The 25,847-nt window shown below is 71.9% G+C and carries 24 protein-coding genes; 8 read left to right on the top strand and 16 right to left on the bottom strand.

Going from position 1 to position 25,847, the window contains the following annotated elements:
• Nucleotides 1–15 precede the first annotated feature (15 nt).
• Complete coding sequence (locus tag Aple_RS10465) at nt 16–753, top strand: class I SAM-dependent methyltransferase (protein ID WP_246264338.1); 738 nt, start codon at nt 16–18, stop codon at nt 751–753.
• Nucleotide 754: 1 nt separating this feature from the next.
• Here the strand turns inward: Aple_RS10465 and Aple_RS10460 are convergent, their stop codons facing one another.
• From Aple_RS10460 to Aple_RS10445, 5 genes are all read right to left on the bottom strand, one after another.
• On the bottom strand, nt 755–1,954 hold the full coding sequence (locus Aple_RS10460) for a glycosyltransferase family 4 protein (RefSeq protein ID WP_246264336.1): 1,200 nt from the start codon (nt 1,952–1,954) through the stop codon (nt 755–757).
• Between the two features lie 95 nt (nt 1,955–2,049).
• Complete coding sequence (locus Aple_RS55495) at nt 2,050–2,181, bottom strand: hypothetical protein (RefSeq protein WP_281361542.1); 132 nt, start codon at nt 2,179–2,181, stop codon at nt 2,050–2,052.
• A gap of 136 nt (nt 2,182–2,317) precedes the next feature.
• Nucleotides 2,318–3,847: an MmpA family trehalose lipid delivery protein gene (locus tag Aple_RS10455; protein WP_155344310.1), complete on the bottom strand. Its 1,530-nt coding sequence runs from the start codon at nt 3,845–3,847 to the stop codon at nt 2,318–2,320.
• Nucleotides 3,844–4,461 carry a PQQ-dependent sugar dehydrogenase family protein gene (locus Aple_RS10450; protein WP_155344309.1) on the bottom strand — a complete coding sequence of 206 codons (618 nt, stop codon included), beginning with the start codon at nt 4,459–4,461 and terminating at the stop codon, nt 3,844–3,846. Before Aple_RS10450 ends, Aple_RS10455 begins: the two co-directional genes overlap by 4 nt.
• Before the next feature lie 51 nt (nt 4,462–4,512).
• Nucleotides 4,513–5,379 carry a helix-turn-helix transcriptional regulator gene (locus Aple_RS10445; protein WP_155344308.1) on the bottom strand — a complete coding sequence of 289 codons (867 nt, stop codon included), beginning with the start codon at nt 5,377–5,379 and terminating at the stop codon, nt 4,513–4,515.
• Between the two features lie 128 nt (nt 5,380–5,507).
• On the opposite strand from Aple_RS10445, the gene Aple_RS10440 reads away from it, so the two are divergent.
• Nucleotides 5,508–6,503 (top strand): aldo/keto reductase, encoded by a 996-nt coding sequence (locus Aple_RS10440; RefSeq protein ID WP_155344307.1) that lies wholly within the window; start codon nt 5,508–5,510, stop codon nt 6,501–6,503.
• A gap of 31 nt (nt 6,504–6,534) precedes the next feature.
• On the opposite strand, the gene Aple_RS10435 is transcribed toward Aple_RS10440, so the two are convergent.
• Nucleotides 6,535–7,182, bottom strand: a complete 648-nt coding sequence (locus Aple_RS10435; protein WP_246264334.1) for a TetR/AcrR family transcriptional regulator — start codon at nt 7,180–7,182, stop codon at nt 6,535–6,537.
• 112 nt (nt 7,183–7,294) lie between these two features.
• Between Aple_RS10435 and Aple_RS10430 the strand changes: the two genes are divergently transcribed.
• Both Aple_RS10430 and Aple_RS10425 read left to right on the top strand, forming a co-directional pair.
• A complete protein-coding gene (locus Aple_RS10430) occupies nt 7,295–8,347 on the top strand; it encodes an aldo/keto reductase (RefSeq protein WP_155344305.1) in 1,053 nt (350 codons plus the stop codon).
• Between the two features lie 34 nt (nt 8,348–8,381).
• Complete coding sequence (locus tag Aple_RS10425; protein WP_155344304.1) at nt 8,382–9,371, top strand: SDR family NAD(P)-dependent oxidoreductase; 990 nt, start codon at nt 8,382–8,384, stop codon at nt 9,369–9,371.
• A 152-nt stretch (nt 9,372–9,523) separates the two neighbouring features.
• Here the strand turns inward: Aple_RS10425 and Aple_RS10420 are convergent, their stop codons facing one another.
• The 10 genes from Aple_RS10420 to Aple_RS10375 all read right to left on the bottom strand — a co-directional run bounded on the left by Aple_RS10420 (nt 9,524) and on the right by Aple_RS10375 (nt 20,031).
• A complete protein-coding gene (locus tag Aple_RS10420; protein ID WP_155344303.1) occupies nt 9,524–10,099 on the bottom strand; it encodes a carboxymuconolactone decarboxylase family protein in 576 nt (191 codons plus the stop codon).
• On the bottom strand, nt 10,096–10,725 hold the full coding sequence (locus Aple_RS10415) for an SRPBCC family protein (RefSeq protein WP_155344302.1): 630 nt from the start codon (nt 10,723–10,725) through the stop codon (nt 10,096–10,098). Before Aple_RS10415 ends, Aple_RS10420 begins: the two co-directional genes overlap by 4 nt.
• Before the next feature lie 5 nt (nt 10,726–10,730).
• Nucleotides 10,731–11,564 (bottom strand): cyclase family protein, encoded by an 834-nt coding sequence (locus Aple_RS10410; protein WP_155344301.1) that lies wholly within the window; start codon nt 11,562–11,564, stop codon nt 10,731–10,733.
• 89 nt (nt 11,565–11,653) lie between these two features.
• The gene (locus Aple_RS10405) at nt 11,654–13,984 is read right to left on the bottom strand and encodes a xanthine dehydrogenase family protein molybdopterin-binding subunit (RefSeq protein ID WP_218038230.1); all 2,331 of its coding nucleotides are present in this window, start codon (nt 13,982–13,984) and stop codon (nt 11,654–11,656) included.
• On the bottom strand, nt 13,981–14,472 hold the full coding sequence (locus Aple_RS10400; protein WP_155344299.1) for a (2Fe-2S)-binding protein: 492 nt from the start codon (nt 14,470–14,472) through the stop codon (nt 13,981–13,983). Before Aple_RS10400 ends, Aple_RS10405 begins: the two co-directional genes overlap by 4 nt.
• Nucleotides 14,469–16,871, bottom strand: coding sequence for a xanthine dehydrogenase family protein molybdopterin-binding subunit (locus Aple_RS10395; protein WP_155344298.1), 2,403 nt, complete (start codon nt 16,869–16,871; stop codon nt 14,469–14,471). Before Aple_RS10395 ends, Aple_RS10400 begins: the two co-directional genes overlap by 4 nt.
• A complete protein-coding gene (locus Aple_RS10390) occupies nt 16,868–17,728 on the bottom strand; it encodes an FAD binding domain-containing protein (protein ID WP_155344297.1) in 861 nt (286 codons plus the stop codon). Before Aple_RS10390 ends, Aple_RS10395 begins: the two co-directional genes overlap by 4 nt.
• Complete coding sequence (locus tag Aple_RS10385; RefSeq protein ID WP_155344296.1) at nt 17,725–18,573, bottom strand: nitrilase-related carbon-nitrogen hydrolase; 849 nt, start codon at nt 18,571–18,573, stop codon at nt 17,725–17,727. The genes Aple_RS10390 and Aple_RS10385 overlap by 4 nt, the downstream gene beginning before the upstream one ends.
• Complete coding sequence (locus tag Aple_RS10380) at nt 18,570–19,379, bottom strand: cupin domain-containing protein (protein ID WP_155344295.1); 810 nt, start codon at nt 19,377–19,379, stop codon at nt 18,570–18,572. Before Aple_RS10380 ends, Aple_RS10385 begins: the two co-directional genes overlap by 4 nt.
• 70 nt (nt 19,380–19,449) lie before the next feature.
• Nucleotides 19,450–20,031 (bottom strand): helix-turn-helix domain-containing protein, encoded by a 582-nt coding sequence (locus tag Aple_RS10375; protein WP_155344294.1) that lies wholly within the window; start codon nt 20,029–20,031, stop codon nt 19,450–19,452.
• A gap of 245 nt (nt 20,032–20,276) precedes the next feature.
• Here Aple_RS10375 and Aple_RS10370 point away from each other — a divergent pair, with 245 nt between their 5' ends.
• The 4 genes from Aple_RS10370 to Aple_RS10355 are packed head-to-tail and all read left to right on the top strand — an operon-like array spanning nt 20,277 to nt 25,823.
• On the top strand, nt 20,277–21,575 hold the full coding sequence (locus tag Aple_RS10370) for an extracellular solute-binding protein (RefSeq protein ID WP_155344293.1): 1,299 nt from the start codon (nt 20,277–20,279) through the stop codon (nt 21,573–21,575).
• Between the two features lie 41 nt (nt 21,576–21,616).
• Nucleotides 21,617–22,543, top strand: coding sequence for a carbohydrate ABC transporter permease (locus Aple_RS10365; RefSeq protein ID WP_155344292.1), 927 nt, complete (start codon nt 21,617–21,619; stop codon nt 22,541–22,543).
• A gap of 5 nt (nt 22,544–22,548) precedes the next feature.
• A complete protein-coding gene (locus Aple_RS10360) occupies nt 22,549–23,376 on the top strand; it encodes a carbohydrate ABC transporter permease (RefSeq protein ID WP_155344291.1) in 828 nt (275 codons plus the stop codon).
• Entirely contained in the window at nt 23,373–25,823 is a 2,451-nt protein-coding gene (locus Aple_RS10355; protein WP_155344290.1) for a beta-glucosidase, read from the top strand. Before Aple_RS10360 ends, Aple_RS10355 begins: the two co-directional genes overlap by 4 nt.
• The last annotated feature ends 24 nt before the right edge of the window (nt 25,824–25,847 follow it).

Raw genomic sequence — 25,847 nt, 5'->3', positions numbered from 1 at the left:
AGTAAGCTGCCCGCCGTGGACATCCCGCCCTTCCGCGCCGACCTCGCCAGGTCGGTACGGCTGTTCGCCGCGTTCCGCCAGGAGCAGCGCGATCCGGAGTTCTTCTACGGCCTGCTCGCCCGGGACACGGTCGCTCAGCTGCGTGCCTTCGTCCCGCTGGACGGGCGGCTCGTGGTGGACGTCGGGGGCGGTGCCGGATATTTCGCCGAGGCGTTGCGGGGCGCGGGGGCGCGGATCGTCTGCGTGGACGTGGACGCCGGGGAGATGACCGCGCGGAACGGGGTCATGCCGGAGGGATCGGTCCTGGGCAGCGCGTTGCGGCTGCCGCTGCGGAGCGGGACGGTGGACGTCTGCTTCTCGTCCAACGTGCTGGAACATGTTCCGGATCCGTACCTGATGGCCGAGGAGATGGTGCGGGTGACCCGGCCGGGCGGGCTGGTGTACCTGTCGTTCACCAACTGGCTGTCGCCGTGGGGCGGGCACGAGACCTCGCCGTGGCACTACCTGGGCGGCCACCGCGCCGCGCGCCGCTACCTGCGCCGTCACGGGCGGCCGCCCAAGAACGTGTACGGCGAGAGCATGTTCGGGGTGTCGATCGCGTCCGCGATCCGATGGGCGCGGCGGCAGACCCAGGCGGACGTGGTCGCGATTCTGCCCCGGTACCTGCCGTCCTGGGCGTGGTGGGTGACCAGGGTTCCGGGGGTCCGCGAGTTCGTGACCTGGAACCTGGTGCTCGTGCTCCGCCGCCGATAGATCACGAAATTTCCGGCGAGACCCGGGATTCGGGGACGATCGCGGGCGCGAAACGCGCGGCCAGTTCCGATTCGACCAGGGCCGCCATGAGGGTGACCGTGCGTTCCCAGGAGAACTCCCCCGCCCAGGCCCGGCAGGCGGCGCCGATCTCGGCCCGGGCCGGCGGGTCGGAGAGTTCCTTCAGCGCGCGGTCCACCACGTCGGCCAGGTGTTCCCCTTCGGCCGCGAGCCAGCCCGTCACCCCGTCCCGGACGGAGTCGCGTAGGCCCGCCACGCCGTACGCGACGGTCGGGACGCCGAGGGCGGCGGCCTCTATCACGGTGAGGCCCCAGCCCTCGAACTCGGAGGCGGTGACGTGCAGGGTCGCCGCGCCGAGCAGGCGGATCTTCGCCTCTTCCGGCAGATGGCCATGCAAGACGACTTTTCCGGATAATCGGCGGGCTTCCACCATCTGGGCGAGCGGCTCGAACTCCGGCCCCCGGCCGATGACGTGCACCCGCAGCCCCGGCCACCGGTCGGCGAGCAGGTCGGCCAGCTCGACCACGCGCGCCACCCGCTTGTGCCCGACCAGCCGCCCGAGAAAGACCAGCGCGGGTTCGCCGAGCGCCGGATCGGGCCGCACTCCCTCGGCGACGGTCGCGCCCCCGTTCGGGATGACCTGGATCGGCGCGGTCCAGCCGAGCCGCTCGCGCAGGTCGCGCATCGACGAGTCGGACACGGTGACCGTCCGGCACCGCCGGTAGAGCCGCCGCGCCACCGGCCCCTCGACGAAGCACCCGATCCGCGCCAGCCACGGCGGGAAGAACGCCCAGAACTGCCGGCCGTGCACGTGGTGGATGAGCGAGATCACCGGGGTACGGCGGGGCAGCACGGCGGGGGCGAAGAACGGGATGCCGTTCATGCAGTCCACGACCAGGTCGAGCCGCCGACGGCGGAGCAGCAGCCAGAGCGCGGCGAGCGGGTAGAGGGTGTAGCGGTTGCCCATCCGGCGCAGCGTGACGCCGTGCCGTACCTCGGATCTCGGCTGATCGGGTTCGCGGGCGGTGACGAACCAGACGTGGGCTCCCTCGGCGCCCAGGTGCATGGCGACCCGCCAGGCGTACTCCTCGGCGCCGCCGGCGACGGACTGCAGCGGTTCGCGGAAGTTCAGGATGGCGACCCTAGCGCCCGATAAACCAGGGCCAATGTGAGCCTTACTCATGTTTACCAACAACATCTCCTCCCGGAGCGGCGCTTTCGGGCATGGCTCACGCCAAGGTCAGACCTGAAGGGGATCTCCGGCGCGGACGGGAAAGGTCAGCGAGTGCCGTAGTTGTAGAGCGGTTGGTCCGGCGGCTGCAAGCTCGGCGAGGCGACATTGAGGATGGCCACCGAGGCGACGCCGGCGAGCACAGCTCCGATCGCCACAGCCACGAGCACCTTCAACACCGGCTTCTCCCTTCCGCAGGTTCCAGCGCAGTGTGCCGAGAGTAGAACGTGATACAGGCAATAGCCAGAGACCTTCCCAAACCGTGATAAAGAAAGTTACCGCTCGGTATGTCGCGAAATTTCGGGACGTTGCTGGTCACAAGCGCAACAGGAGGAGTCCCTCGCCACGGAAAATCGGGGTCGCGTCCTGGAGCTTCAGCAGGAACGCGTTCTCGTTGCCGTCGATGAGGACGTAGCGGACCCCGGCGGCGGCCAGCCGGGCCCTAGCCGGTCCCGGCCCGGCGAGCAGCGCGCCCACCCGGCCCGCCAGCGGGTCCTCGGCGCTGACGCTGATCTGCCCGTACTCCCGCGATTCGACCACCAGCGTGTCGTTCCAGACCACCCGGCGGGCGAAGAGTTTGGTCGCCGGGTCGAGGATGACCCGGCCGCCCGTCCACCGGAACACCCGGTGCGCCCGCCACGGCAACGACACCAGCGCGCCCGGCGCCGGATCGGCGTTGACGATCCGCTGCACCTGCCGCCATTCGGCCGGATAATCGGCCGCCGCGAGCCGCCCGAACGCCCCGATCGCCAGCGTCGGCAACACCAGCACGGGCACCGCGACCGCCGCCAGGCCGATCCTGCCGCGCGCGAACGACGCGAGACCGAGCGCCTGGACCAGGGCCAGCGGCGCCAGGTACACCTGCCCGTCCCGCAGCGGCCCGAAGCCCGGCCACCAGCTGATCAGGCCTTTCGGCACCTCCGGCGCGAAGGCTCCGAGGCCGGCGATCGCCAGCCCGAGCAGGGCGGCCACGGCGAGCCCGAGCAGCGCCGGGTCGCGCCGGCCGTGCCGGAGCAGCCGGACGAAACCCCAGACGGCGACGGCCGAGACCAGGAGGCGGATGGTCGCCGACGCCCAGAAGCCCTGGCCGGGCACGCCCGCCTCGGCGTTCCAGATGCCGCCCAGCGAGAGCAGGCTGCCGACGACGCCGAAAGGGCCGTCCGCCCGGGCGGCGAAGGCGTCCACCCCGGCCGGATCGGTGGCCGCGCCCGAGCGCAGCGCCGGGATCAGCCACGGCAGGCTGAGCACGGCGGCGACCCCACCGGCGACGGCGACCGCGCGCCACCGCTCGGCGCGCCGGGCGGCGACCGGGATCACGGCGAGCAGGGTGACCAGCATGGCCTGGAATCCGCCCACGGCCGCGGGAATCAGGGCGATCGCGAATCGGCGTACCCCGCCTTGGGCGGCGGCGCGGACGGCCCACGGCAGTCCGGCGTATCCCAGGAGGAGCGCCCACTGGCCGAGCAGCAGCCGCTGGGCCAGGTACAGGTTCCAGGCGTAGAAGGCGGCGGCCACCAGGCGGGCGGCCGTCCGATCGGAGGGCATCAGCGCCGCCGCTCCCGTCGCGGCCAGCAGGAAGATCCCGAGCAGGATCAGCTTCTGCACCACCACGGCCGGGATCGGGTACGACAACACGGCCACGACCAGATCACTGGGAACCGCCCTGGGGAATCCCCCTAAGTCCCGAAATATGGGTGGATCAGGGACGAAGACCATGTCGTACCGGAGGGCGAAGCCCGGGCCCAGGGCCGGGCCGAGGGCGAGCATGCCGAGCAGCACTCCGAGCAGGGCCGGCGAGAGCCGTACGAGCAGGGAGTGCCGCGCGGTCGGGAAGGGGTTCCTCATCTGCCGGGCGTGAGCCGGTAGACGAGGCCGGCGTGGTCGTCGGTGACGTAGATCGAGCCGTCAGGGCCGGGCACGGCGGCGACGGCGTAGTCCCACGCGACGAGCCGGGTCGCCTCGCGGACGACCAGGATCGTGCGACCGTCCTGCTCGGTGAACGCCACGCCCTGCGGGTTGGCCAGGCCGTCCAGCAGCGTCGTCACGGTCGGCGCCCTCCCGGCGGAGGTCGGAGCGAGAATCGACACCACACCGCGACGTCCGGTGGAGACGACCAGGCGGCCGTCCGGGCTCCATGCCGCCACCCGGGCGTCCGGCACATCGGCCCACACCTCCGCGGTCCACCCCTCCGGCAGGTTCAGCGAGCGGCCGCTCGCCATGCCCGCGTCGGCGCCGTCGGCGACCGTGAGGGGCACCGGGGACAGCGGACCGATTCCCCGCCCGGCCGCGAGGGGCTCGGGCGAAGCGGTCGCCGGCGTGACCGTCGGCAGGCCCGCGTCGCGGCCGCCCGCCGCGCTCGCGCATGCGCCGACCCCGAGGAGCAGCGCTCCGGCAACGACGCGCGTGCCGATCGTTTGCAGCCTCAGGCTCATCCTGTGCACGGAGTGGAACGTCTGCATGTCTTGACGGTAAGCGTTCTGGGGCCGCTCAGACCGGGACGACACCGCCCTTCAGCCTGGGAGGCGGGAGTCGTCCGTTGCCCTCGTGGGGAACTCTTCGATACCGAGTACTCGCAGCAGTTCCAGCCGCTCGCGGGTCTCGGCGTCCGCCGGGGTGAGTACCAGCAGCTGCTGACCCTGGTCGGGAGTGACCAGGGTCTCGCAGTTCATCACCAGGCGGCCCACCCGCGGGTGCAGCATGGTCTTGCGGTCGGCGCGCCGGACCGCCACCTCGTGCTCGGCCCAGAGCCGCCGGAAGTCGGCGCTCGCGGCCTGCAAACGGCCGACGAGTCCGGCGACCGTGGGGTCGCCGGACTGGCGGCCGACGGCGGCGCGCAGGTCAGCCACGAGCTGACGGGCCTGATGCTCCTGCTCCTCAGGCGGGCAAACGGCGCGCGCGGCGGGCTCGGTGAACCAGCGGTATACGACGTAGCGCCGGTCGCCTGAGAAGCCGGTGTGGTCGCCCGTCAGCAGGACGGCCGCCCGGTTCTGGGCGAGGATCTCACCCAGGTCGGACAGGACCAGGGCCGGGGTGTCGCCGAGCAGGTCGAGCATGCGCACCAGGCCGGCGCGGGCCAGGCGGGCCACCCCGTCGGCGGGCGGAGGCCGATGGCCGGCCAGGTGGAACAGGTGGTCGCGCTCGTCGTCGGACAAGCGCAACGCCCGGGCCAGCGCGCCGAGCAGCTGGGTCGAGGGCTGACTGCTGCGGCCCTGCTCGAGGCGTACGACATAGTCCACCGACATGCCCGCGAGCATCGCCACCTCTTCCCGGCGCAGGCCGATGGCGCGGCGGCGAGGGCCGTCGGTGAAGCCCACCTCGGCCGGGCGAATCGCCTCGCGGCGGCGGCGCAGGAAGTCGGCGAGCTCGTCACGTTGCATGGCTTCATCCTGCCTCGCGGCCGGCGAGCCGAGCCAGGGAGCGGCTCTCCCATGATGAACGCTCCGCTCCCGCCCGTCCCGGCCCGGGCGCATGGTTGGGGACAACATCGAGAGCGAGGGAGAACGTGATGCAGAGACGAACCCTGGGCCGCACCGGACCGGCTGTTTCCGCGCTGGGCCTGGGTGCGATGGGCATGTCAGGCGCTTACGGCGTGGCCGACCGCGCGGAGAGCATCGCCACCGTGCACGCCGCGTTGGAGCGCGGCGTCACGCTGATCGACACCGGCGACTTCTACGCCATGGGCCACAACGAGTTGCTGCTCGCCGAGGCGCTGCGCGGCCGGGATCGCGACAGCTACCAGCTGAGCGTCAAGTTCGGCATGCTGCGGGGGCCGGGACCCGATTTCGGCGGGCATGACTGCCGTCCCGAGGCGGTGAAGAACTTCCTGGCCTACTCGCTGACCCGGCTGGGCACCGACCACATCGACATCTACCGTCCCGCCCGGCTGGACCCGGCGGTGCCGATCGAGGAGACGGTGGGCGCGATCAAGGAGATGATCGACGCCGGATACGTGCGGCACATCGGCCTCTCGGAGGTCGACGCGGCGACGATCCGCCGGGCGCACGCCGTACACCCGATCGCCGACCTGCAGATCGAGTACTCGCTGATCTCCCGCGCGGTGGAGGCGGACGTTCTGCCCACGCTGCGAGAGCTCGGCATCGGCCTGACCGCCTACGGCGTCCTCAGTCGCGGCCTCATCTCCGGGCACTGGACGGCCGGCCACACCGCCGGCCCCGGCGACAGCCGCGGCTTCAGCCCGCGGTTCTCCAGCGGGAACGTGGAACACAACCTCGCCCTCGTGGAGGCGCTGCGCCGGGTCGCCGAGGCGAAGGGCTGCACCGTCGCCCAGTTGGCCATCGCCTGGGTGGCCGCACAGGGCGAGGACATCGTGCCGCTGATCGGCGCCCGCACCCGCGACCGGCTGGCCGAGGCGCTGCCGGCCATGGGACTGAGCCTCACCGCGGACGACCTCGCCGAAATCGAGAAGGCGGTGCCGCCGGGCGGGGCCCGCGGCGACCGATACCCGTCCGCGTTCATGTCCCACCTCGGCGTGGGCAACTGAGTCTGGCTGGAAGATCTATCGTCCTGGGCGTTCAGGAGCGAGGCGGGCTCGGATCGGCGCCGTAGCGTAGTCCGTCGATGAGGAGCGCGACCATGCGCTGGCTGTACGCGACTCCCTCCTCCGCCACCGGCATGCACAGATTGGCGACGGCGTACAGGAGGTCCTGGGGGCTGATGTCGGTACGAATCTCGCCGCTCGCTGTCGCGGCTTCGAGCAGTGACCCGAGGGTGGGTCCGAGTCGTCCCATGAAGTAGCCGGGCAGGGCGTCGAACGCCGGATCGCCCGAGTGCAGGGCGGTGGCGAGGCCCCGTTTGGTTGCGACGAACTCGGTGTAGCGGAGGAGCCACTTCGCGAGTGCCACTCCTGGATCGTGCGCCGCGGAAAGGGCCGGGGCTGCGTCGGCGCAGGCGTCAACCTCGCGCTGGAAGACGGCCTTGACCAGGTCTGAGCGCTGCGGGAAGTGCCGGTACAGCGTGCCGACTCCGACGCCGGCCAGATCGGCGATCTCCTTCGCGGGGGCGTCCACGCCTGACGTGGCGAAGACGGCCTTCGCCGCCTCGAGCAGGGAGTCGATGTTGCGTTGCGCGTCGGCGCGCAGCCGGCGCGGCGCGCGTTCGGGTGCGCCGCGTCCCGCCGAGCCGGTCGAGTCGACTCCGGTCGGCGCTGTGTTCTCCGTCACGCCACTCCTTCGCTTGCTTAACCGGAAAGCCTTTCCGTATAGTTCCGGAAAGACGTTCCACTTCGGTCCAGGATACGACATCTGAACGGACCGCAACCTCAGGAGAAACGGCATGCAGTACCGCACCCTCGGCAGGACCGGCATCAAGGTCAGCCCCTACGCGCTCGGCGCCATGATGTTCGGAGCCGCCGGCAACCCCGACCACGACGACTCGATCAAGATCATCCACAGAGCTCTGGACGCGGGGATCAACTTCATCGACACCGCCGACATGTACTCCCACGGCGAATCCGAAGAGATCGTCGGCAAGGCCCTCAAGGGGCGCCGCGACGACGTCGTGCTCGCCACCAAGGCCCGATTCCCCGTGAACTACGACCCCAGCGGCGCCACCCCGCCCGTCCCCAACCAGTCGGGCGCCTCACGCCGCTGGCTGATCCGCGCCCTGGACGACTCACTGCGCCGCCTGGACACCGACTACGTCGACCTGTACCAGATCCACCGGCCCGACCCCGACACCGACATCGAGGAAACCCTCTCGGCCCTCACCGACCTGGTGCGCGCCGGCAAGGTCCGGGCCATCGGCACCTCCTCCCTGCCCGCCTCGGACATCGTCCACTCCCACTGGGTCGCCGAGCGGCGCGGCCTGACCCGGCTGCACACCGAGCAGCCGCCGTACTCGATCCTCAACCGCGGCATCGAGCGCGAGGTCCTCCCCGTAGCCCAGCAGTACGGCATGGGCACCCTGGTTTGGAGCCCCCTCGCCGGCGGCCTGCTCACCGGCCGCTACCGCAAGAACCAGCAGAACGCCACACACCGGTCCCAGTTCGGCTTCCAGCACCTGCGCGACGAACGCCGCCTGGACGCCGTCGAGCAGCTCATCCCGCTCGCCCAGGACGCCGGAATCCCGCTGACCCACCTGGCCACGGCCTTCGCGATCGCCCACCCCGGCGTCACGTCAGCGATCATCGGACCGCGCACCATGGACCACCTCGACGACCTCCTCGCCGGCCTCGACGTCACGCTCACCGACGAGATCCTCGACCGGATCGACGAGATCGCGCCACCCGGCACCGACATCGGCGCCCTCGACATGGCCTACAACCCACCCGCCATCGAGCACGCTCGCCTGCGCCGCCGCCCCGTCGACGAACGCGCCGCCGCCTGACCGTCATCGCTCCCCCACGAAAAGGACCGGTCTCATGACTCACAAGCAGCACCCCATCGGGACAGGATTCACCGCCGCGTCGACGGCCGCCGACGTCCTCGCGGGCATCGACCTGACCGGCACGAACGTCATCGTCACCGGCGGCCACTCCGGGCTCGGCCTGGAGACCACCCGAGCGCTCAGCGACGCCGGCGCCTCCGTCACCGTGGGCTCGCGCGACCCGGACCGTGCCGCGGTCGCGCTGGCCGGGATCGAGCGGGTCGAGACCAGCCGGCTGGACCTGCTCGACCCGATGTCGATCGACGCCTTCGCGGCCCGCTACCTCGATTCCGGCCGTCCGCTCCACGTCCTGATCAACAACGCCGGCCTCCCGGCTCCGGACGGACTGGTACGAGACGCGCGCGGCTACGAGTCGCAGTTCGCGACCAACCATCTCGGCCACTTCCAGCTGGCCCTGGGCCTGCTGCCCGCACTGCGCGCCGCCCACGGCGCCCGAGTCGTCAACGTGTCATCCGGCGCCCAGCGAATGTCCGACATCCGCTGGGACGACCCGCACTTCACCACCGGCTATGACGGCCACCTCGCCTACGCCCAGTCCAAGACCGCCAACGTGCTGTTCGCCGTCGAGCTGGACCGCCGCTGGGCGGAGGACGAGATCCGCGGCTACGCCGTACACCCAGGCGTCGTCGTCGGCACGAACTTGAACAGCTCGGCGGGCGAGGACCAGCTGCGGGCCATGGGCCTGATCGACGAGTCCGGCCGGGCGATCATCGACCCCAGCCGCGGGAGGAAGACCCCGCAGCAGGGGGCCGGCACCATCGTGTTCGCGGCGACCAGTCCCCTGCTCGCCGGGATCGGCGGTGTCTACCTCAAGGACAACGACATCTCACCGCTGGACGACGACTCGAAGCCCGTCACCTTCGGCACCGAGCAGGACATCCGATCCGACATCGCGCCACACGCCATCGACCCGCAGTCCGCCCAGCGGCTCTGGGAGCTAAGCGAGGAGCTGATCAAGGCGTGACGTCCCGCACGGGCTTGTCCGGCTTCGGGGGGATGACAGCGGGCGGGAAAGCTGGAGCGAGGGCCTTGTCGTTGCGGGGTTTTGGGGGGGCGGATGGATTTTTGCGGATGGATTTTTTCTGAGAGTTCGCGCCTTTACAAAGTAGATCAATACTAGCCAGGTTCGGTGGGTGCGCCCACCGCGAAGACCGTCAGTAGCTGGGCCAGCGTTCGGTAGTAGCCGACGAGTACGGTCAGGTCGATCAGCTGGCGGTCGGTGAGCGCGGCTGAGGCGGCCGCGAACTCCGCGTCGGTGACCGTGGCCGAGGTGAGCAGGGTCGCGACGAAAGTGGCGGCGGCGTCCTCGGCCGGGTCGGCGGAGTGGAAGGACCCGAGGGAGAGCGCGGTCAGTTCGGGGGCGGTGAGCCCGACCGCCCGGCCGACGCGCTCGTGGGCCCACCACTCGAAGGTGCTCCCGGTGGCGTGCGCCGTCTGCAGGATGGCGATCTCCCGGATCCGGGGAGTCAGGTCGGTGCCGAAGCGGACGGCCGCGCCGAGCGCCTGCAACGCCAGGCCGACGCCCGGGGCGTGCAACATGATCCCGAACGGCCCGTGCAGGGAGCCGTCGTCCGCGGTGAGCGGGAAGTGTTGCACGCCCTTGGCGCGGTCTCCCCCGGCGATGGCCTGGTAGACCGCGTGCTGGGCCTCGTCCAGGTCGGCGGGGGTGAGCCGGGGCAGGCGCTCGGTCATCGCCGGCGGCCGAAGACGAGCCAGCCGAGCAGGAAGCCCAGCAGGACGCCGACCGCCGCCTTGCCGTACCGGTCCCGGAGCACGGGGAGGATCAGGTCGACCGCGTTGAGGCCGGCCGGCTCCGGCTCCGGTTCCCGCGACGGCGGCGGCAGTGGGGCTGCCGCCTGCTGGGGGGTGTCGGCGGGCACCAGCTGGGTGCTCAGGTTGCTGACGAACTGGCCGATCAGGCGGTTGCTGACGTCGGCGATGGCGCCCCGGCCGAACTGGGCCATCCGGCCGGAGATGTCCAGGTCGGTGTCGATCAGCACCCGGGTCCTGGCCGGGCCGACCGGCTCCAGCCGGGCGTGGATCCGGGCGGCGGCCGTGGCCTGTCCCTTGGGGTCCTTGCCGCTGGCGGCGATCACCGCGACCCGGGCCGCGTCGTCCCGCTGGTCGAACCTGGCGGTTCCGGTGAAGTGCGCGCCGATCGGCCCGACCTTCACCCGGACGCTGCCCAGGTAGGTGTCGCCGTCCCGGCCGTCCAGCCGCGCCCCCGGCATGCAGGGCGCGATGCGTTCCAGGTCGGTCAGGAGCGCCCAGGCCCGGTCCAGGTCGGCGTCCAGTTCGAACTCGTTCTTGAGCAGCATGGCGGTCAGCCCTTCCAGCCGGCCAGGCCGTCGATGACCTCGTCGGCGCCGCAGTCGAAGAAGGCCATGATCCGGCACGGGCAGGCCTCGCCGCCCTCGATCTTCCACGGGAAGGCCCCGATGATCGCGCGCTGGTTGAGCACGGTCTTCAGGTCGCCGCCGACGTTCTCGGCGTGGATGCAGCCGTCCTGGAAGGCCAGGTGGTGCATGGGGAAGATGTCAGAGGTGATCTCCCGGCCGGACATGTGGTGAGTGTAGGTGTACTCGCCGAGGAACTCCTTGTAGCCCATGCCCACGTGCTCCTCGAACTTCTTCAGCAGGTCGGGGCGCATGTTGCGGATGGTGGTGTTCATCGGGTGGTCGCCGGATCCGGCGTCGATGCCCCACCAGGCGATCTCCATCTCGGCCATCCACTTGGCCAGCCGCAGGCTGCCGCCCGGGTGCATGGTGAAGTAGCGGACCAGGTCCTGCTTCTCCCGGCCCTGGTAGTAGTCGATGAACCCGGTGTGGATGATCAGGATGTCGCCCTTGCGGACCTCCACCTTGGCGGTGATGTGCTCAGGCTCGATGAGGTCCCAGTCGGACACCACGTCGGAGACGTCCACGATCACCCCCGGGTGGATCAGCTTGGTCAGCGGCAGCGAGGCCATGTCCAGGCCGCCGTCGGTGCCGTGCATCGGGCCGTCCAGGTGGGTGCCGCTGTGCAGCGAACTTTCGATCCGCTGCGAGACGATCTGGTTGGTCTGCAGGTTCTGGGTGTAGTACATCTTGCCGCCCGGGTAACCGACCCAGCCGGGAGTGTGGATGCCCCAGGGGTGGGTCAGGTCGACGATCCGCATGATGGTGCTCCGTTCAATGTGAGTGATAGATATTCGAGTGGAGTGAAGTCGGTAGGGCTGGTACGGCCACCGGCCCAGGTCAGCGGGCATCAGGCCAGCAGGCCGCGAATCTGAGCGGGGTGGATGGGCACCGAGGTGATCGCGTTCGGCCGGCCGAGCGCGTCGTCCACGGCGGCGGCCACCGCCGCGGCGACCGCCGTGGTGCCGCCCTCCCCCGCGCCCTTCACCCCCAGCGGGTTGATCGGGCTGGGCGCGTCCTCGGTGATCAGGGTCTCGATCGGGGGGATCTCCAGGGCGGTGGGGATCAGGTAGTCCATGAACGTCGTGCAGAGCGGGGTGCCGTCCTCGGCGTACCGGAACTCCTCGTACAGCGCGCCGCCGAGGCCCTGCGCGACGCCGCCTGCGATCTGGCCCTCCACCAGGGTCGGGTTGAGCGCGCGGCCGACGTCGTAGCCGACGATGAACCGTTCGACGTGCGTCTGGCCGGTGCCGGGGTCGATCCGGACGACGGCGGCGTGCAGGCCGTACGGGTAGGTCATGTGGTCGGAGTGGAACCAGCCGTCGGCGGTCAGGCCCGGCGACTCCTTCAGCTCGGCCGCGCCGGACGGGTCCAGCAGGCGGGCGATCTCGCCGAAGGTGAGGGCGCGGGCCGGGTCGCCGGTCACCAGCACCTTGCCGCCGGCCAGGCCGAGGTCCTCTTCCGGGACGCCGAGGGTGTGCGCGGCCACCCGGCGGGCCTTGTCGGCCAGGGCCTGCGCGGCGTTGGAGACCGCCGAACCGGCCATCACGGCCAGCCGGGTGGCGAACGCGCCCCGGCCGTACTCGAACTGGTCGGTACGCCCCCGGACCACCCGGATCGAGTCGTGCGCGATGCCCAGCACCTCGGCGGCGACCTGGGCCAGCACGGTGTCCACGCCCTGCCCGACCGAGGACGCGCCGCAGGTCACGGTGACCGCGCCGGAGCTGTCCACCGAGATCCGGGCCCCCTCGTACGGCCCGATGCCGCTCTTCTCCACGAAGAACGCGAACCCGAACCCGGCCAGCTCCCCGGCCGCCCGCCGGGCCGCGACCTCGCGCCGCACACCGTCCAGGTCGAACTTCTCCCATACCTTCGCGCGCAGCAACGCGTAGTCGCCGGAGTCGTGCACCAGCTCGGTGCCCATCGCCTGGATCGGCCGCTCGTACGGCATCGCCTCGGCCGGGATGAAGTTGCGCTCGCGCACCTCCACCGGATCCAGCCCAAGCTCACCGGCGATCCGGTCCACCAGGCGCTCCCGGGCGAAGGTGCCCTCGTAGCGGCCCGGCGAGCGGTAGGTCCCGGCCGGGGTCTTGTGCGTCAGCCGGACCTGGGCCCGGACCCGGAAGTTCGGGATCCGGTACGGCCCCGGCAACATCGAGGCGGTCAGCGAGGCCACCGTCGCGCCGTGGGTGCGCACGTAGGCGCCCTGGTCCAGGACGAAGGCGGCGTCCAGCGCCTCGATCACGCCGTCCGCCCGGACCAGGGCCCGCAGGCGGTGGTGCTGCCCGCGGGAGTGGTTGGTGGCCATCAGGTGCTCCTGCCGATCCTCGATCCACTTGATCGGGCGGCGCAGCCGTACGGCGGCCAGGGTGACCAGGACGTCCTCGGGGTAGAGCTCGCCGCGCGGGCCGAAGCCGCCGCCGACGTGGGTCTCCCTGACCTGCACCTGGCGGGGCGGCAGGCCGCACATGGCGGCGACCGCCTCCCGGTTCCAGAACGGCACCTTGGCCGCGCCGTCCACGATCAGCTGCTGCTCGGCCGCGTCGTAGACGGCCGCCAGGCCCCGGCACTCCATCGGCACGCCGGTGTGGCGGCCGATCCGGGCGTCCGACTCGATCACCCGGTAGCCGGGGCCTGGGGCGGCGAAGGCGGCGTCCACGTCGCCGTACTCCACGGTGAAGGCGGTGGCCTGGGAGTCCTGCGCGGGCAGTTCGCGGCCCAGGCCCGCCGCCCAGGTGGCCTGCTCGGCGTCGACCCAGGCCACCGGTTCGGCGTCGGCGTCCAGGTGCGCGGGCAGCGGGTCGAGGTCCAGCCGGACCAGCTCGGCGCCGTCCTCGGCCAGGTAGGCGGAGGTGGCGAAGACCACGGCCACCGGCTCGCCGACGTACCGGACGATCCGCCGGGCCAGCACCGGCTGCCGGTAGGGCAGCAGGTCGGGCAGCGGGGTCAGCCGGAACCCGATGGCGGGCAGCTCGGCGATGTCGGCGTGGGTCCACGCGGCCACCACGCCGTCCAGCAGCAGCGCGGGGGTGACGTCGAGCGAGCGGATGCGGCCGTGCGCGATGGGCGAGCGGACCACCCGCATGTGCAGCTCGCCGGGGCGGATGACGTCGCCGGCGAACCGGCCGGCGCCACGCAGCAGCACCGGGTCCTCCAGGCGCAGCGCCCGTGCCCCGATCACGGCCGCTCCTCCCCGCGCATGGCGCGGGCGGCGCACATCGTCGAGGTCAGGATGTTCTGGTAGCCGGTGCAGCGGCAGAGGTTGGAGGAGAGCACCTCGCGCAGCTCCGTCTCCCCCGCGTCCGGATGTTCCTCCAGGTAGCCGGCGATCAGCACGAGGAAGCCTGGGGTGCAGAACCCGCACTGGAGGCCGTGGTTCTCCCAGAACGCCTGCTGCACCGGGTGCAGGTGCTCCTCGTCCGGGGCCAGGCCCTCCACCGTGCGCACCGAGGTGTCCTCGGCCTGGACGGCGAACATCAGGCAGGACCGGACCGGCTGCCCGTCCACCAGCACCGTGCACGCGCCGCAGACGCCGTGCTCGCAGCCCAGGTGGGTGCCGGTCAGGCCGCAGTCCTCGCGGAGCGCGTCGGCCAGGGTGCGGCGGGGCTCGACCGCGATCTCGTACCGGTCGCCGTTGACGTACAGACGGAGCGGAATCGCGGAGCTCATGATGCGGTCCCTTTCTCGGTTCGGCGGATGTCGGCGCCGGTGCGGATGGCGGTCCTGACCCGGTGCGGGGTGGCGGGCAGGTGGAAGACGCCGAGGCCGAACGGCGCGAGCGCGTCGCTGACGGCGTTGGCGATGGCGGCGGGCGCGCCGATGGTGCCGCCCTCGCCGACCCCCTTCGCGCCGGTGATCGATTCGGCGGAGCGGGTGTCCAGGTGCACGATGTCGATGCCGGGCATCTCGGCGATGGTCGGCGGCAGGTAGTCCATCAGCGACGTGGTCACCAGCACTCCCCGCTCGTCGTAGATCAGTTCCTCGTAGAGCGCGTTGGCGACCCCTTGCGCCACTCCCCCGTGGATCTGCCCGTCCACGATGGCCGGGTTGATCAGCCGCCCGGCGTCCTCGGCGACCAGGAACCGGGTGACCGACACGTGGCCGGTCAGCGGGTCCACCTCGACCTCGGCGACGTGGCAGGCGTTGGCGAAGGTGCCGGACGGGTCGTACCTGCCGACCGCCTCCAGCGCGGGTTCGCCCTTGTCGGGGATGAGGTGCGCGTTCAGGTAGGTGTCGCGGGCCAGCGTGGCCAGCGAGACCCCGCTCTCCTCCCCCGCCCGTACGGCCTGCCCGCCGGCGAGTTCGATGTCGTCGGGCAGCCCGCCCAGCCGGGCGGCGGCCAGCACCCGCAGCCGGGCGGCCAGCTCCCGGGCGGCCAGCAGCGACGCCCCGCCCGCGATCACCATCGCCCGGCTGGCGAAACTCCCCCAGCCGTACGGCGTGGCGTCGGTGTCGGAGGCGATCACCCGGACCGCGCCCGGCTCAAGCCCCAGCTCGTCGCAGACCAGCTGGGCCAGCGTGGTCCGCAGCCCCTGCCCGTGCGGGGAGGCCCCGATCCGCAGGGTGAGCGCGCCGGACGGGTCCATGGTGAGCACCGCCCGCTCGTACCCGGGGGTGATCAGCGGCGCGGGCTCCCGGCCGAGCTTGATCGGGCGGGACCTGGCGGCGAAGGCGGGCGTGCCGTAGCCGGTGCGCTCGGCGAAGCAGGCGATGCCGAGGCCGAGGTAGCGGCCCTGCGCGCGGGCCCGCTCCTGCCGGTCCCGGAAGTCGGCCAGGTCGGCCAGTTCGGTGGCGGCGCGCAGCGTCTCCAGGTGGGAGGCCTGGTCCAGGACGAGCCCGCTGGGCGAGCGGTGCGGGAACTCCGCGATCAGGTTCTGCTCCCGGATCGCGACCCGGTCCAGCCCCAGTTCGGCGGCGGCCACGTCGAACAGCCGCTCCATGGCCAGCACCTGGACCGGCCGGGACACGCCGCGGTAGGGCGCGATCGGGCACTTGTTGGTGACGATCGCCCGGGACCGCACCGAGTACTCCCGCACCCGGTAGGCGCCCGGCAGCTCGGCCATCGCCATCAGCGGCTCCACGCCCCACGTCACCGGGTAGCAGCTGTAGGCCCCGACGTCGCAGACCAGGTCGCCGCGCAGGGCCAGCAGTTCGCCGTCGGCGGTGAAGGCGCCGGTGATGTCGTAGACCTGCTCGCGGCTGTGCCAGGCGGCCAGGAAGTTCTCCTCGCGGGTCTCCAGCCAGGCGATGGCCCGGCGCAGCCGCCGGGACGCCCAGACCAGGGCCACGTCCTCCCTGGCCAGCGCCATCTTGGCGCCGAAGCCGCCGCCCACGTCGGGGGCGACGACCCGCAGATCGTCCTCGCGCAGGCCGAGCGAGTCGGCGATGCCGGTCCTGATGAGGTGCGGCATCTGGGTGGTCACGTGCAGGGTGGAGCGCCCGCCGGCGCGGTCGTAGGCGACGTGGGCGGCGCGGGCTTCCAGCGGCATGGCGCTCTGCCGGGCCGAGCTGACCTGGATCTCGACGATCCTGTCGGCCCGGGCGAAGGCCGCGTCGAAGCCCTCGGTGTGGATGCGGCCGTCCACCACGGTGTTGGGGTCGCCGGGATACTCCACCGCGTGCACCAGCGGCGCGCCGGGGGCCAGCGCCTGCTCGGTGGAGACCACGGCGGGCAGCGGCTCGATCTCGACGTCCACCAGTTCCAGCGCGTCCTCGGCCTCGGCTTCGGAGGCGGCGATCACCAGGCCGACCGGTTCGCCGACGAAGCGGACCGTGTCGACGGCCAGGATCGGGGTGTCCACCGCGACGAAGTCCGGCCGGTTGAGCACGGCCCGGATGGGTTTCACATCGGCCAGGTCGGCGGCGGTGAACAGGGTGACGCCAGGCGGGGCGGAGACCGAGATCAGCCTGCCGGAGGCCACGCCGCTCCGGACGAACCGGGCGTACAGGCAGCTCTGGTCGCGGGCGGCGATGTCGCCGACGTAACGCCCCCAGCCGCGCACGATCGCCGGATCCTCCAGCCGGGGCAGCGCCCGCCCGGTCCAGGTCGGCGGTTCGGCCCCGGTCATCGCCGCACGTCCAGGCCGAGCGCCCGGGGCACCAGGGCCCGGACGAGGTCGCGGCGGTAGGCCGGGTCGCCGTGCGCGTCGCCCGGCGGATCGCAGTCGGCCGCGGCCGCCTCGGCGGCGGCGGTCACCAGCTCAGGCGACCAGCGCTCGCCGAGCAGGACGCGCTCGGCGGCATCGGCGCGCACCGGCACCTCGGCCACCCCGCCCAGGCAGATCCTGGCCTCGGTGACCAGCCCGTCCTCGACCCGGACCGCGGCGGTGGCGGCCACGATCGCGAAGTCCCCGGCCCGGCGGGCGAACTCGGCGATGCCGGTGCGGTAGTGCTCGTCCAGCGCGGGCAGCGCGATCGAGGTGAGGATCTCGTCCGGGGCCATCGCGGTGGTGAAGACGGCCTGGAAGAAGTCCGCCGCCGGGATCACCCTGGTCCCCCTGGCCTGGCTGCGCACCGTCATCTCGGCGTCCAGCAGCCGGGCGACCAGGCACCACTCCGAGGCGGCGTCGCAGTGCGCGATCGAGCCGCCGAACGTGCCCCGGGTGCGGATCGGCAGGTGCCCGACGTGCGCGGCGGCCCGCCGCAGCAGGTCGCCGAGCGGGCCGGGCAGCGGGTTGTGCTCCATCGCGTGGTGCCGGGTCAGCGTGCCCACCCGCACGCGGTCCCCGTCGGCCGCCAGCCCGGCCAGGCCCGGCACCCGGTTCACGTCAACCAGGCGGGCGGGGCGGGCCAGCCGGAAGTTCATCATCGGGATGAGGCTCTGCCCGCCGGCCAGGATCTTGCTGTCGTCCGGATCCTGGGCGATCGCCGCCAGCGCCTCGGCGAGGTCGCGCGGGCGGACGTACTCGAACGGGCTGGGCTTCACCAGGGCTCCCCACGGTAGTTGAGGGAATAGACATCGGTCCTGCGGTCCTCGCGGGGGCGGATCGCCGGGCCGCGCACGCGGGCGGCGCGCACCGCCGCGATGTCGATCTCCACCAGGGCGGTGTCGGCGACGGTGCGGGAGAGCGGTCCTGCCAGCACTTCACCGTAGGCGTCGCAGGCCACTGATCCGCCCAGGGTGGCCGGGCCCCCGTGCGAGCTGCCGGCCACCTGGGACACCGCGACCACGGCCACCTGGTCCAGGTTGGCCTGCGCGAGCACCGAGTCGACATGGCGGGTAGCCCCGGCGGCGGGGACGGTGCGGTCGAAACCGGCCACCCAGGCGGCGGGGGCGATCACCAGGTCGGCGCCCTGGAGGGAGAGGGCGCGCAGCACCTCCACGAACCGCAGGTCGTAGCAGACGCACAGGCCGAGCACGCCGTACGGCGTCTCGCGGACCGGCAGGCCCAGGTCGCCGGGGGTGTAGACGCCCTTCTCGCGATCGAACAGGTGGAGTTTGCGGTAGTGCAGGACGGGCCCGTCCCCGTCTACCGCGACGACCGTGTTGAACAGGTCGTCGCCGTCGCGCTCGCAGAAGCCGTACACGACCAGGCCGGACCGCCCGGCGACCCGGGTGAAGGCGGCCAGGCTCGGCCCGTCGAGCGGTTCGGCGACCGTACGGGCGAGCGCCGGATCGACGACGTAGCCGCTGACCGCCAGCTCCGGCAGGGCCACCAGGTCGGCGCCCGCCCGGAAGGCCGCCGCGGCGCGGGCGACGGCCAGGTCGCGGTTGGCGGCGACCTGGCCGGCCACCACGTCGATCTGCTCCAGCGCGACGGTGGTCATCATGCGGTGCGGGTCAGCGGCAGGGCGTCGACGTCCACCCCGGCCGCGCGCAGCATGTCGGTGTCGGCGGGGCAGGGGCCGCCGACGCTGACCACCCGCTCGCCCCGGTCGGCGGCGACCGCGTGCCAGAAGCCGATCTCGATGTGGATGGTGTCGCCGGGCCCGAACAGGAGCTTCTCCCCGGTGGTCACGTTCTCCGCGGTGCCGTGCCCGGCCAGGATGTGGATGGTGTCCTCGGACTCGGCGTGCACGTGTTCGCGGTTGCGCTCGCCCGGCTCGAGGACGACGTAGTTCATGTTGGCGGTGACCGCCCCGGCGCCGAGCCAGACGACCAGCCGGGCATCGGCCGAGATGAACGGCACCAGCAGGCCCGGCCGGTCCCGATGGTAGGTGGTCACGCCGGGCTCTGCGGCGGGTTCGGCGGCGGTGCCGAGGGCCGGGTCCACCGGGCTGGGCCCGCCGACGAGCCGGGCTCCCGCCTCGGCCGCGAACGTGTACACCGACCCGGGGCGGATGTGCGCCATCGCGCCCTCCCCCAGCTCGTGACCGGCGGCGCCGCCCCCGGCCAGGTGTTCGGTCACCGTCACCGCGCCGCCGGCGACGTAGTAGACGGCCTCGCCGGCGTGGGCGAGCGGCCGGGTGGCCGCGCCCGGTCCGAGGTCGATGGCGTAGAGGCTGCGGCAGCTGGCGCCGACCCGGGGCCCGATGATCTCGCGCCAGGTGCCGCCCGCGGCGAGGCCCAGGTCGGGCCCCCACTGCTCGGGGGAGACGACGCGCATGCCCGGGGAGGTCTGATGGTTCTCCGTCACGCCAAGGACCATAGCATTCAATTGCATCGAAGTTATTAAGTGGTACTAAAATCAGTCATGGTGGGATGTATCAGTCGATGTTTATCCACACCGCGACGGCCTCATCCGGCCCCGGGTTGACGATGCGGTGCGGGCGGCCGGACGGGTAGGCGATCACGTCGCCCTCCGTCAGCTCGTAGATCTCACCGCCCAGCTCCACGGTGAGCGAGCCCGAGACCACCAGGCCGAACTCCCGGCCGCCGTGATGGGTGGCCCGCGGGCCGCTCGCGCCGCCCGGCTCGTAGGTGTTGACCGCCAACTCGACCCCCGCCTGCGTGTCGTTGTGCGCCACCCGCCGGGTGGTGCCCTCCCCGGCCCGGATCAGGGTCTGCTCGGCCAGCCGGGTCACCGGCGTGCCGGCGCCCGGGTCCGGCCGGTCGAAGAGGTCGTACATGTGCAGGCCGAGCGCGGAGGCCACCGAGACCAGCGTGCCGACCGAGGCGTTGGAGACGCCGCGCTCCAGCATGCTCAGCATGGAGGTGCTGATCCCGGTCCGCTCCGCGACCTCCTTGAGGGTCAGCCCCCGCCGGGAGCGCAGCACCCGGATGCGGGCGCCGACCTGCGCCATGGTCTGGTCGGCACTCTGCTGGTTGGGTGCGTCCGGCGCGTCCAAAGGATCTCCGATCAGAGGTGGGCGGGCAGCGCCCACGGTTTCAGCCACAGTGAACTGGGGTCAAGCAGGCTCGGCCGTCTGCCGTCACGCCCGCCCACAGATTCCACTACCACTGAAACTACTTCATAGATATTTTACGCGCGACTATTGCATAAATCGGTCCGCACGCCACATAGTGGCTGGCACGCAGCCGTCGGGAGGCTGCCGGACCCGCCACCACCTCCCACTCCCGAAGGACGACCCACATGATCATTAAGAAGTACGCCACAGGCTTGGCCCTGGTCACCGCCGCCTCCCTCACGCTGACCGCCTGCGGCCGCGACTCCGGCGGCGACACCGCGAACGCCCCCGCCACCCCCGCCGCCACCGCCATCGACGACAGCCCCGCCAAGGGCGAGATCACCGTCTGGGCGATGGGCGGCGAGGGCGACCAGATGCCCAAGATCGGCGAAGCCTTCCAGCAGGCCAACCCCGAGGCCAAGGTGACCGTCACCGGCGTGCCCTGGGACGACGCCCCCACCAAGATCTCGACCGCCATCGCCTCCGGCCAGACGCCCGACGTGACCCTGCTCAACCCCGACGCGCTCGCCACGTTCGTGGCCGCCAAGGGCTTCGCCCCCGTGCCCGCCGGGCTGATCGACGAATCGGGCTTCGACGCCAACGCCATCGCCGCCACCAAGATCAGCGGCGCGAGCTACGCGGTCCCCCTCTACGTCGACACCCGGACCCTCTTCTACCGCAAGGACCTCGCCGAGAAGGCCGGCGTCGCCGCCCCCAAGACCTGGGCCGAGCTGAACACCTTCGGCGCCGCGCTGAAGAAGGCCGGGGCCAAGGAAGGGCTGCTGCTGGCCACCGGCGAGGCCGGTTTCACCCACCAGGTGCTCCTGCCGTACATCTGGCAGGCCGGAGGCGCCCTCACCAACGCCGACCAGACCGAGTTCACCCTGAACACCCCCCAGGTGATCGAGGGCCTGGCCAAGTACCAGTCGCTCGTCAAGGACGGCGTGTCCAGCCAGACCGGGACCTACGAGCCGTGGGGTTCGGTCGAGGAGCGGCTGGCCCGCGGCGAGGTCGGCTCGGTGGTGAACGGCTCCTGGCTGATCGGCCCGCTCAAGGAACTGCTCGGCGACGAGTTCGACCAGAAGATCGGCATCGCCACCGTGCCCGCCGGCGCCGGCGGCGGCGTGAGCTGGCTCAGCGGCGGCCAGCTGGCCGTCTTCGCCGACGCCAAGAACCCCGACGGCGCCTGGAAGTTCATCCGGTTCATCTCCACCCCCGAGCAGGCCGCGAGCTTCAGCGAGCTGACCGCCGACCTGCCCGCGGTCACCGCCGCGTGGGGCGTGGCCGGACTGGACAAGGACCCCGCCGTGGCCGTCTTCAACGACCAGCTCAAGTCCACCGCCACCCCGCCGGTGATCCCGACCTGGGCGCAGCTCTCCGCCATCGTCGACGGGTACGGCGAGCGCCTGGCCCGGGGCACCATCACCCCGCAGGACGCGGCGGCGGGCCTGCAGCAGGACATGTCGGCCGTCGGCCTCAAATAGCCCCCGCTGCGATAATCCCCGCTGCCTAGGAGACGTACCGCATGAGCCCCACTGCCAACGCGACGACGGCCGCGCACCGCCGCCGACGGCCCGCGTGGCGACGGCGCCGCGCCCTGGCCGGCTGGCTGCTCGCGCTGCCGTTCACCGCGCTGTTCGCCGCCTTCATGGTCGGGCCGCTCACCGCCTCGCTGGCGCTGAGCTTCTCCGACGCGACCAGCCGCGACCTGCGCACGCCGTTCGCGGTGGGGTTCGTCGGACTGTCCAACTTCGTCGATCTGTTCTCCGACGAGAAGTTCCTCCGGGCGATCGGGAACACCCTCTACTTCGCCGGGGTCGGCGTGCCGCTCACCGTGGCCGTCGCGATGCTGATCGCGCTGGCCCTGAACAACGGCATCACCCGGTTCCGGACGCTGTTCCGGGTCGGCTTCTACACGCCGGTGGTGACCAGCATCGTCGCCATCGCCGTGGTCTGGAAGTACATCCTGGAGCCGGACGGCCTGCTCAACCAGGGCCTGGCCGCGCTCGGCGTGACCGGGCCCGACTGGCTGCACGACACCGGCTTCGCGATGCCGTCGATGATCCTGATGGCGATGTGGCGGAACATGGGCACTCTGATGATCGTGTTCCTGGCCGGGCTGCAGGGCCTGCCCGCCGAGGTGTACGAGGCGGCCCGGATGGACGGCGCCAATTCCTTCCAGCGCTTCCGCTCCCTCACCCTGCCGCTGATGCGCCCCACCATCCTGCTCGGCTGCGTGCTGATCAGCGTCTACTACTTCCAGTTCTTCGAGGAGGCGTTCGTGATGACCGGTGGGGGGCCGCTGGACAGCACGCTCTCGATCACCTACTTCACCTACAACCAGTTCGGCTACGGCAACTACGGATACGCCTCCGCGGCCAGCTATGTCCTCGCCATCGCCATCGCCGTGGTGACGCTCGTCCAGTTCCGCGTGCTCCGTCCAAAGGACTGACCGAGATGATGAGAAATATCCTGCGCGGCCGCTGGTACCTCTACATCCCGCTGCTGATCGGCCTCGGCCTGACCGTGCTGCCGTTCGTATGGATGGTCAGCGGCGCGTTCAAACCGCAGCGCGAGATCCTCTCCGGCGAGTTCACTCTGCTGCCGGAGAACGGCACGCTCCGCAACTTCGCCGACCTGTTCACCCGGGTGGACTTCAGCTCGTACTTCGTGAACAGCGTGGTCGTCGCGGTCGCCGTCGTCCTGGGCAACCTGCTCTTCTGCTCCATGCTCGGGTACGCGCTGAGCAAGATCGAGTTCCCCGGCCGGAGAGCCCTGTTCGCGGTGGTCATGACCATGCTCATGGTGCCGACCGTGGTCACCTTCATCCCGCTGTTCGTGCTGGTCACCCGGATGGGGCTGGCCAACACCTTCGGCGCGCTGATCCTGCCGTTCCTGGCCACCCCGCTCGGCGTCTTCATCATGCGGCAGTTCATCGGCGACATCCCCGACTCGCTCATCGAGGCCGCCCGGCTGGACGGCGCGGGCGAGTTCCGGATCTTCTTCACCGTCGTCATTCCGCTCTCCGGCCCCGCCCTGGCCACCCTGGCCATCCTCCAGTTCCTGTCCTCCTGGAACGAGTTCCTCTGGCCGCTGGTCGCCGCCCAGACCGAGGACATGTACACGCTGCCGGTGGGCATCGCGCTCATCTCGGCGGGCGCCAACACCGTCAACTACGGCCTGCTGCTGGCCGGGGCCACCGTGATCGTGCTCCCCATCCTGGTGCTGTTCCTGTTCCTCCAGCGCTACTTCATCCAGGGCATCTCCACCACCGGCCTGAAATGACGAAAGGCTCCTCGATGAACCTGCACCGGCTCTGCGCCGGCCTCACCCTGGCGGAGAAGGTCTCCCTGCTGACCGGGCGCGACTTCTGGTCCACCCGGGAGCTGGCGCGGATCGGCCTGCGCCCGATCGTGTTCTCCGACGGCCCCTCCGGCATCCGCGGCCAGGCGTGGGACGAGCGCGACCCGTCGGTGAACCTGCCCTCTGCCTCCGCCCTCGCCGCCTCCTGGGACCGCGACGTGGCCGGGGCGTACGGGGCGGTGCTGGCCGGGGAGGCGCAGCGCAAGGGCGTGGACGTGGTGCTCGGCCCGACCATCAACATGCACCGCACCCCCGGCGGCGGCCGGCATTTCGAGGCGTTCAGCGAGGACCCGGTGCTCACCGCCGAACTGGCCGCCGCCTACACCGAGGGCATCCAGCGGCACGGCATCGGCGCCACCCCCAAGCACTACCTGTGCAACGACTTCGAGACCGAGCGCTACACGGTGGACGTCCGGGTGTCCGAACGCGCCCTGCGCGAGGTCTACCTGCTGGCCTTCGAGAAGGCCGTCACCGGGGCCCGCGCCTGGCTGGTGATGAGCGCCTACAACGCGGTCAACGGCGCCACCTCGAGCGAGAACCCGCTGCTGGAGACGCCGCTCAACGACGAGTGGGGGTTCGACGGGGTGGTCGTCGGCGACTGGACCGGCGTCCGCAGCCTCAACAGCGCCCGGTACGCCCAGGATCTGGTCATGCCAGGACCGGAAGGACCCTGGGGTGAGGCCCTGGTGAAGGCGGTGGAGGCCGGGGAGATCGACGAGGCGGTGATCGACCGCAAGGTGCTCCGCCTGCTGCGCCTGGCCGCCCGGCTCGGCAAGCTGGACGGCAGCCCGCTCACCGTCCCCAGGACCACGCCGGACGTGGACCCGGTGCGGTTCGCCCGCGAGGCCGCCGCCGAAGGCGCGGTGCTGCTGGAGAACCGTGGCCTGCTGCCGATCGACCCGTCCGGGGTGCGACGGGTGCTCGTCGTCGGGCACGGCGCCGCCCACCCCCGCACCCAGGGCGGCGGCAGCGCGACCGTGGTCCCCGCCCACGTGGTCACCCCGCTGGACGGCATCCGGGCGGCCTTCCCCGCCGCCCAGGTCGCCTACCGGCCGGGGCCGCTGGTCGAGAACGGGCTCGCCTACCTCGCGCCCGGCCGGATGACCAACCCCAGCACCGGCGAACCCGGCGCGCACGTGCGCTTCCTGGACTCCGAGGGCGAGGTCATCCACACCGAGGAGCGCCGCTCCAGCGACCTGGTCTGGTTCGGCGGTGACGCCCCCATCGAGCGCGCCGCCACCCTGGAGGTCAGCACCCGCTACCTGCCCGAGACGGGCGGCGAGATCCGGCTCGGCGTCAGCACCCTCGGCCTGCTCCAGGTCACCGCCGACGGTCACGTGGTCGGCGAACGCCACATCGAACCGGTCGGCACCGACCTCGGCGCCGCCCTGCTCGCCGCCCCCGTGGAGGCCTTCCCGCTCGCCGTACACCAGGACCGGCCCGTCGAGCTGAAGCTGACGCTCGTCCTGCGCCGGGCCGACGCGGGCCTGCGCAACGCACTCGGCTTCCGGATCGGCCTGCTCCCGCCCGAGATCGACGACGAGCGGCTCATCGCCGACTCCGTCGCCGCCGCCCGCGACGCCGACCTGGTCGTGGTCGTCGTCGGCAGCAACAAGGAGCTGGAGGCCGAAGGCGAGGACCGGCACACCCTCGCCCTGCCCGGCCGCCAGGACGACCTGGTCGCCGCGCTCGCCCAGGCCAACCCGGCCACCGTCGCCGTGGTCAACTGCGGCGCCCCCATGCTGCTGCCGTGGGCGTCCGACGTGGGCGCCGTGCTCCAGGTCTGGTTCGGCGGCCAGGAGATCGGCGCCGCCGTCGGCGACCTGCTCACCGGCGCCGCCGAACCCGGCGGGCGGCTGCCCACCACCTGGCCCGCCGACGAGGCCCAGGTGCCGATCCTCCGGATCGAGCCGGTGGCCGGCCAGGTCCACTACGACGAGGGCATCCATGTCGGCTACCGCAACTGGCTCCGCCTCGGCCGCACCCCCGCCTACCCCTTCGGCCACGGCCTCGGCTACACCACGTGGACCCTGGAGGACCTCCGCGCCCCCGCCACCGTCGACCCGGCCTGCGGTGTTTTCACCGTCCGGGTCCGAGTCCGCAACACTGGCGACCGGGCGGGCAAGCAGGTCATCCAGCTGTACGGCGCCCGCGCGGAAACCGCGATCGACCGCCCGGTGACCTGGCTCGCCGGTTTCGCTACTGTACGACTGGCCGCGGGCGCGACCGGCGAAGCCGAGCTGGACATCCCCGTCCGGACCTTCGCCCACTGGGCCGGAGGCTGGGCGTACGAGCCGGGGGACTTCACCCTCACGGCCGGGTTCTCCTCCGCCCACCGTCCACTGACGGCCACCGTCCGCGTCGAATGACCGGCGGTCCCGGGGTGCGCGGCA

It is taken from the genome of Acrocarpospora pleiomorpha (assembly GCF_009687885.1).
GTDB lineage: Bacteria > Actinomycetota > Actinomycetes > Streptosporangiales > Streptosporangiaceae > Acrocarpospora > Acrocarpospora pleiomorpha.
The sequence above is the reverse complement of the archived record's forward strand: the minus strand, read 5'-3'. Positions and strand labels throughout refer to the sequence as shown.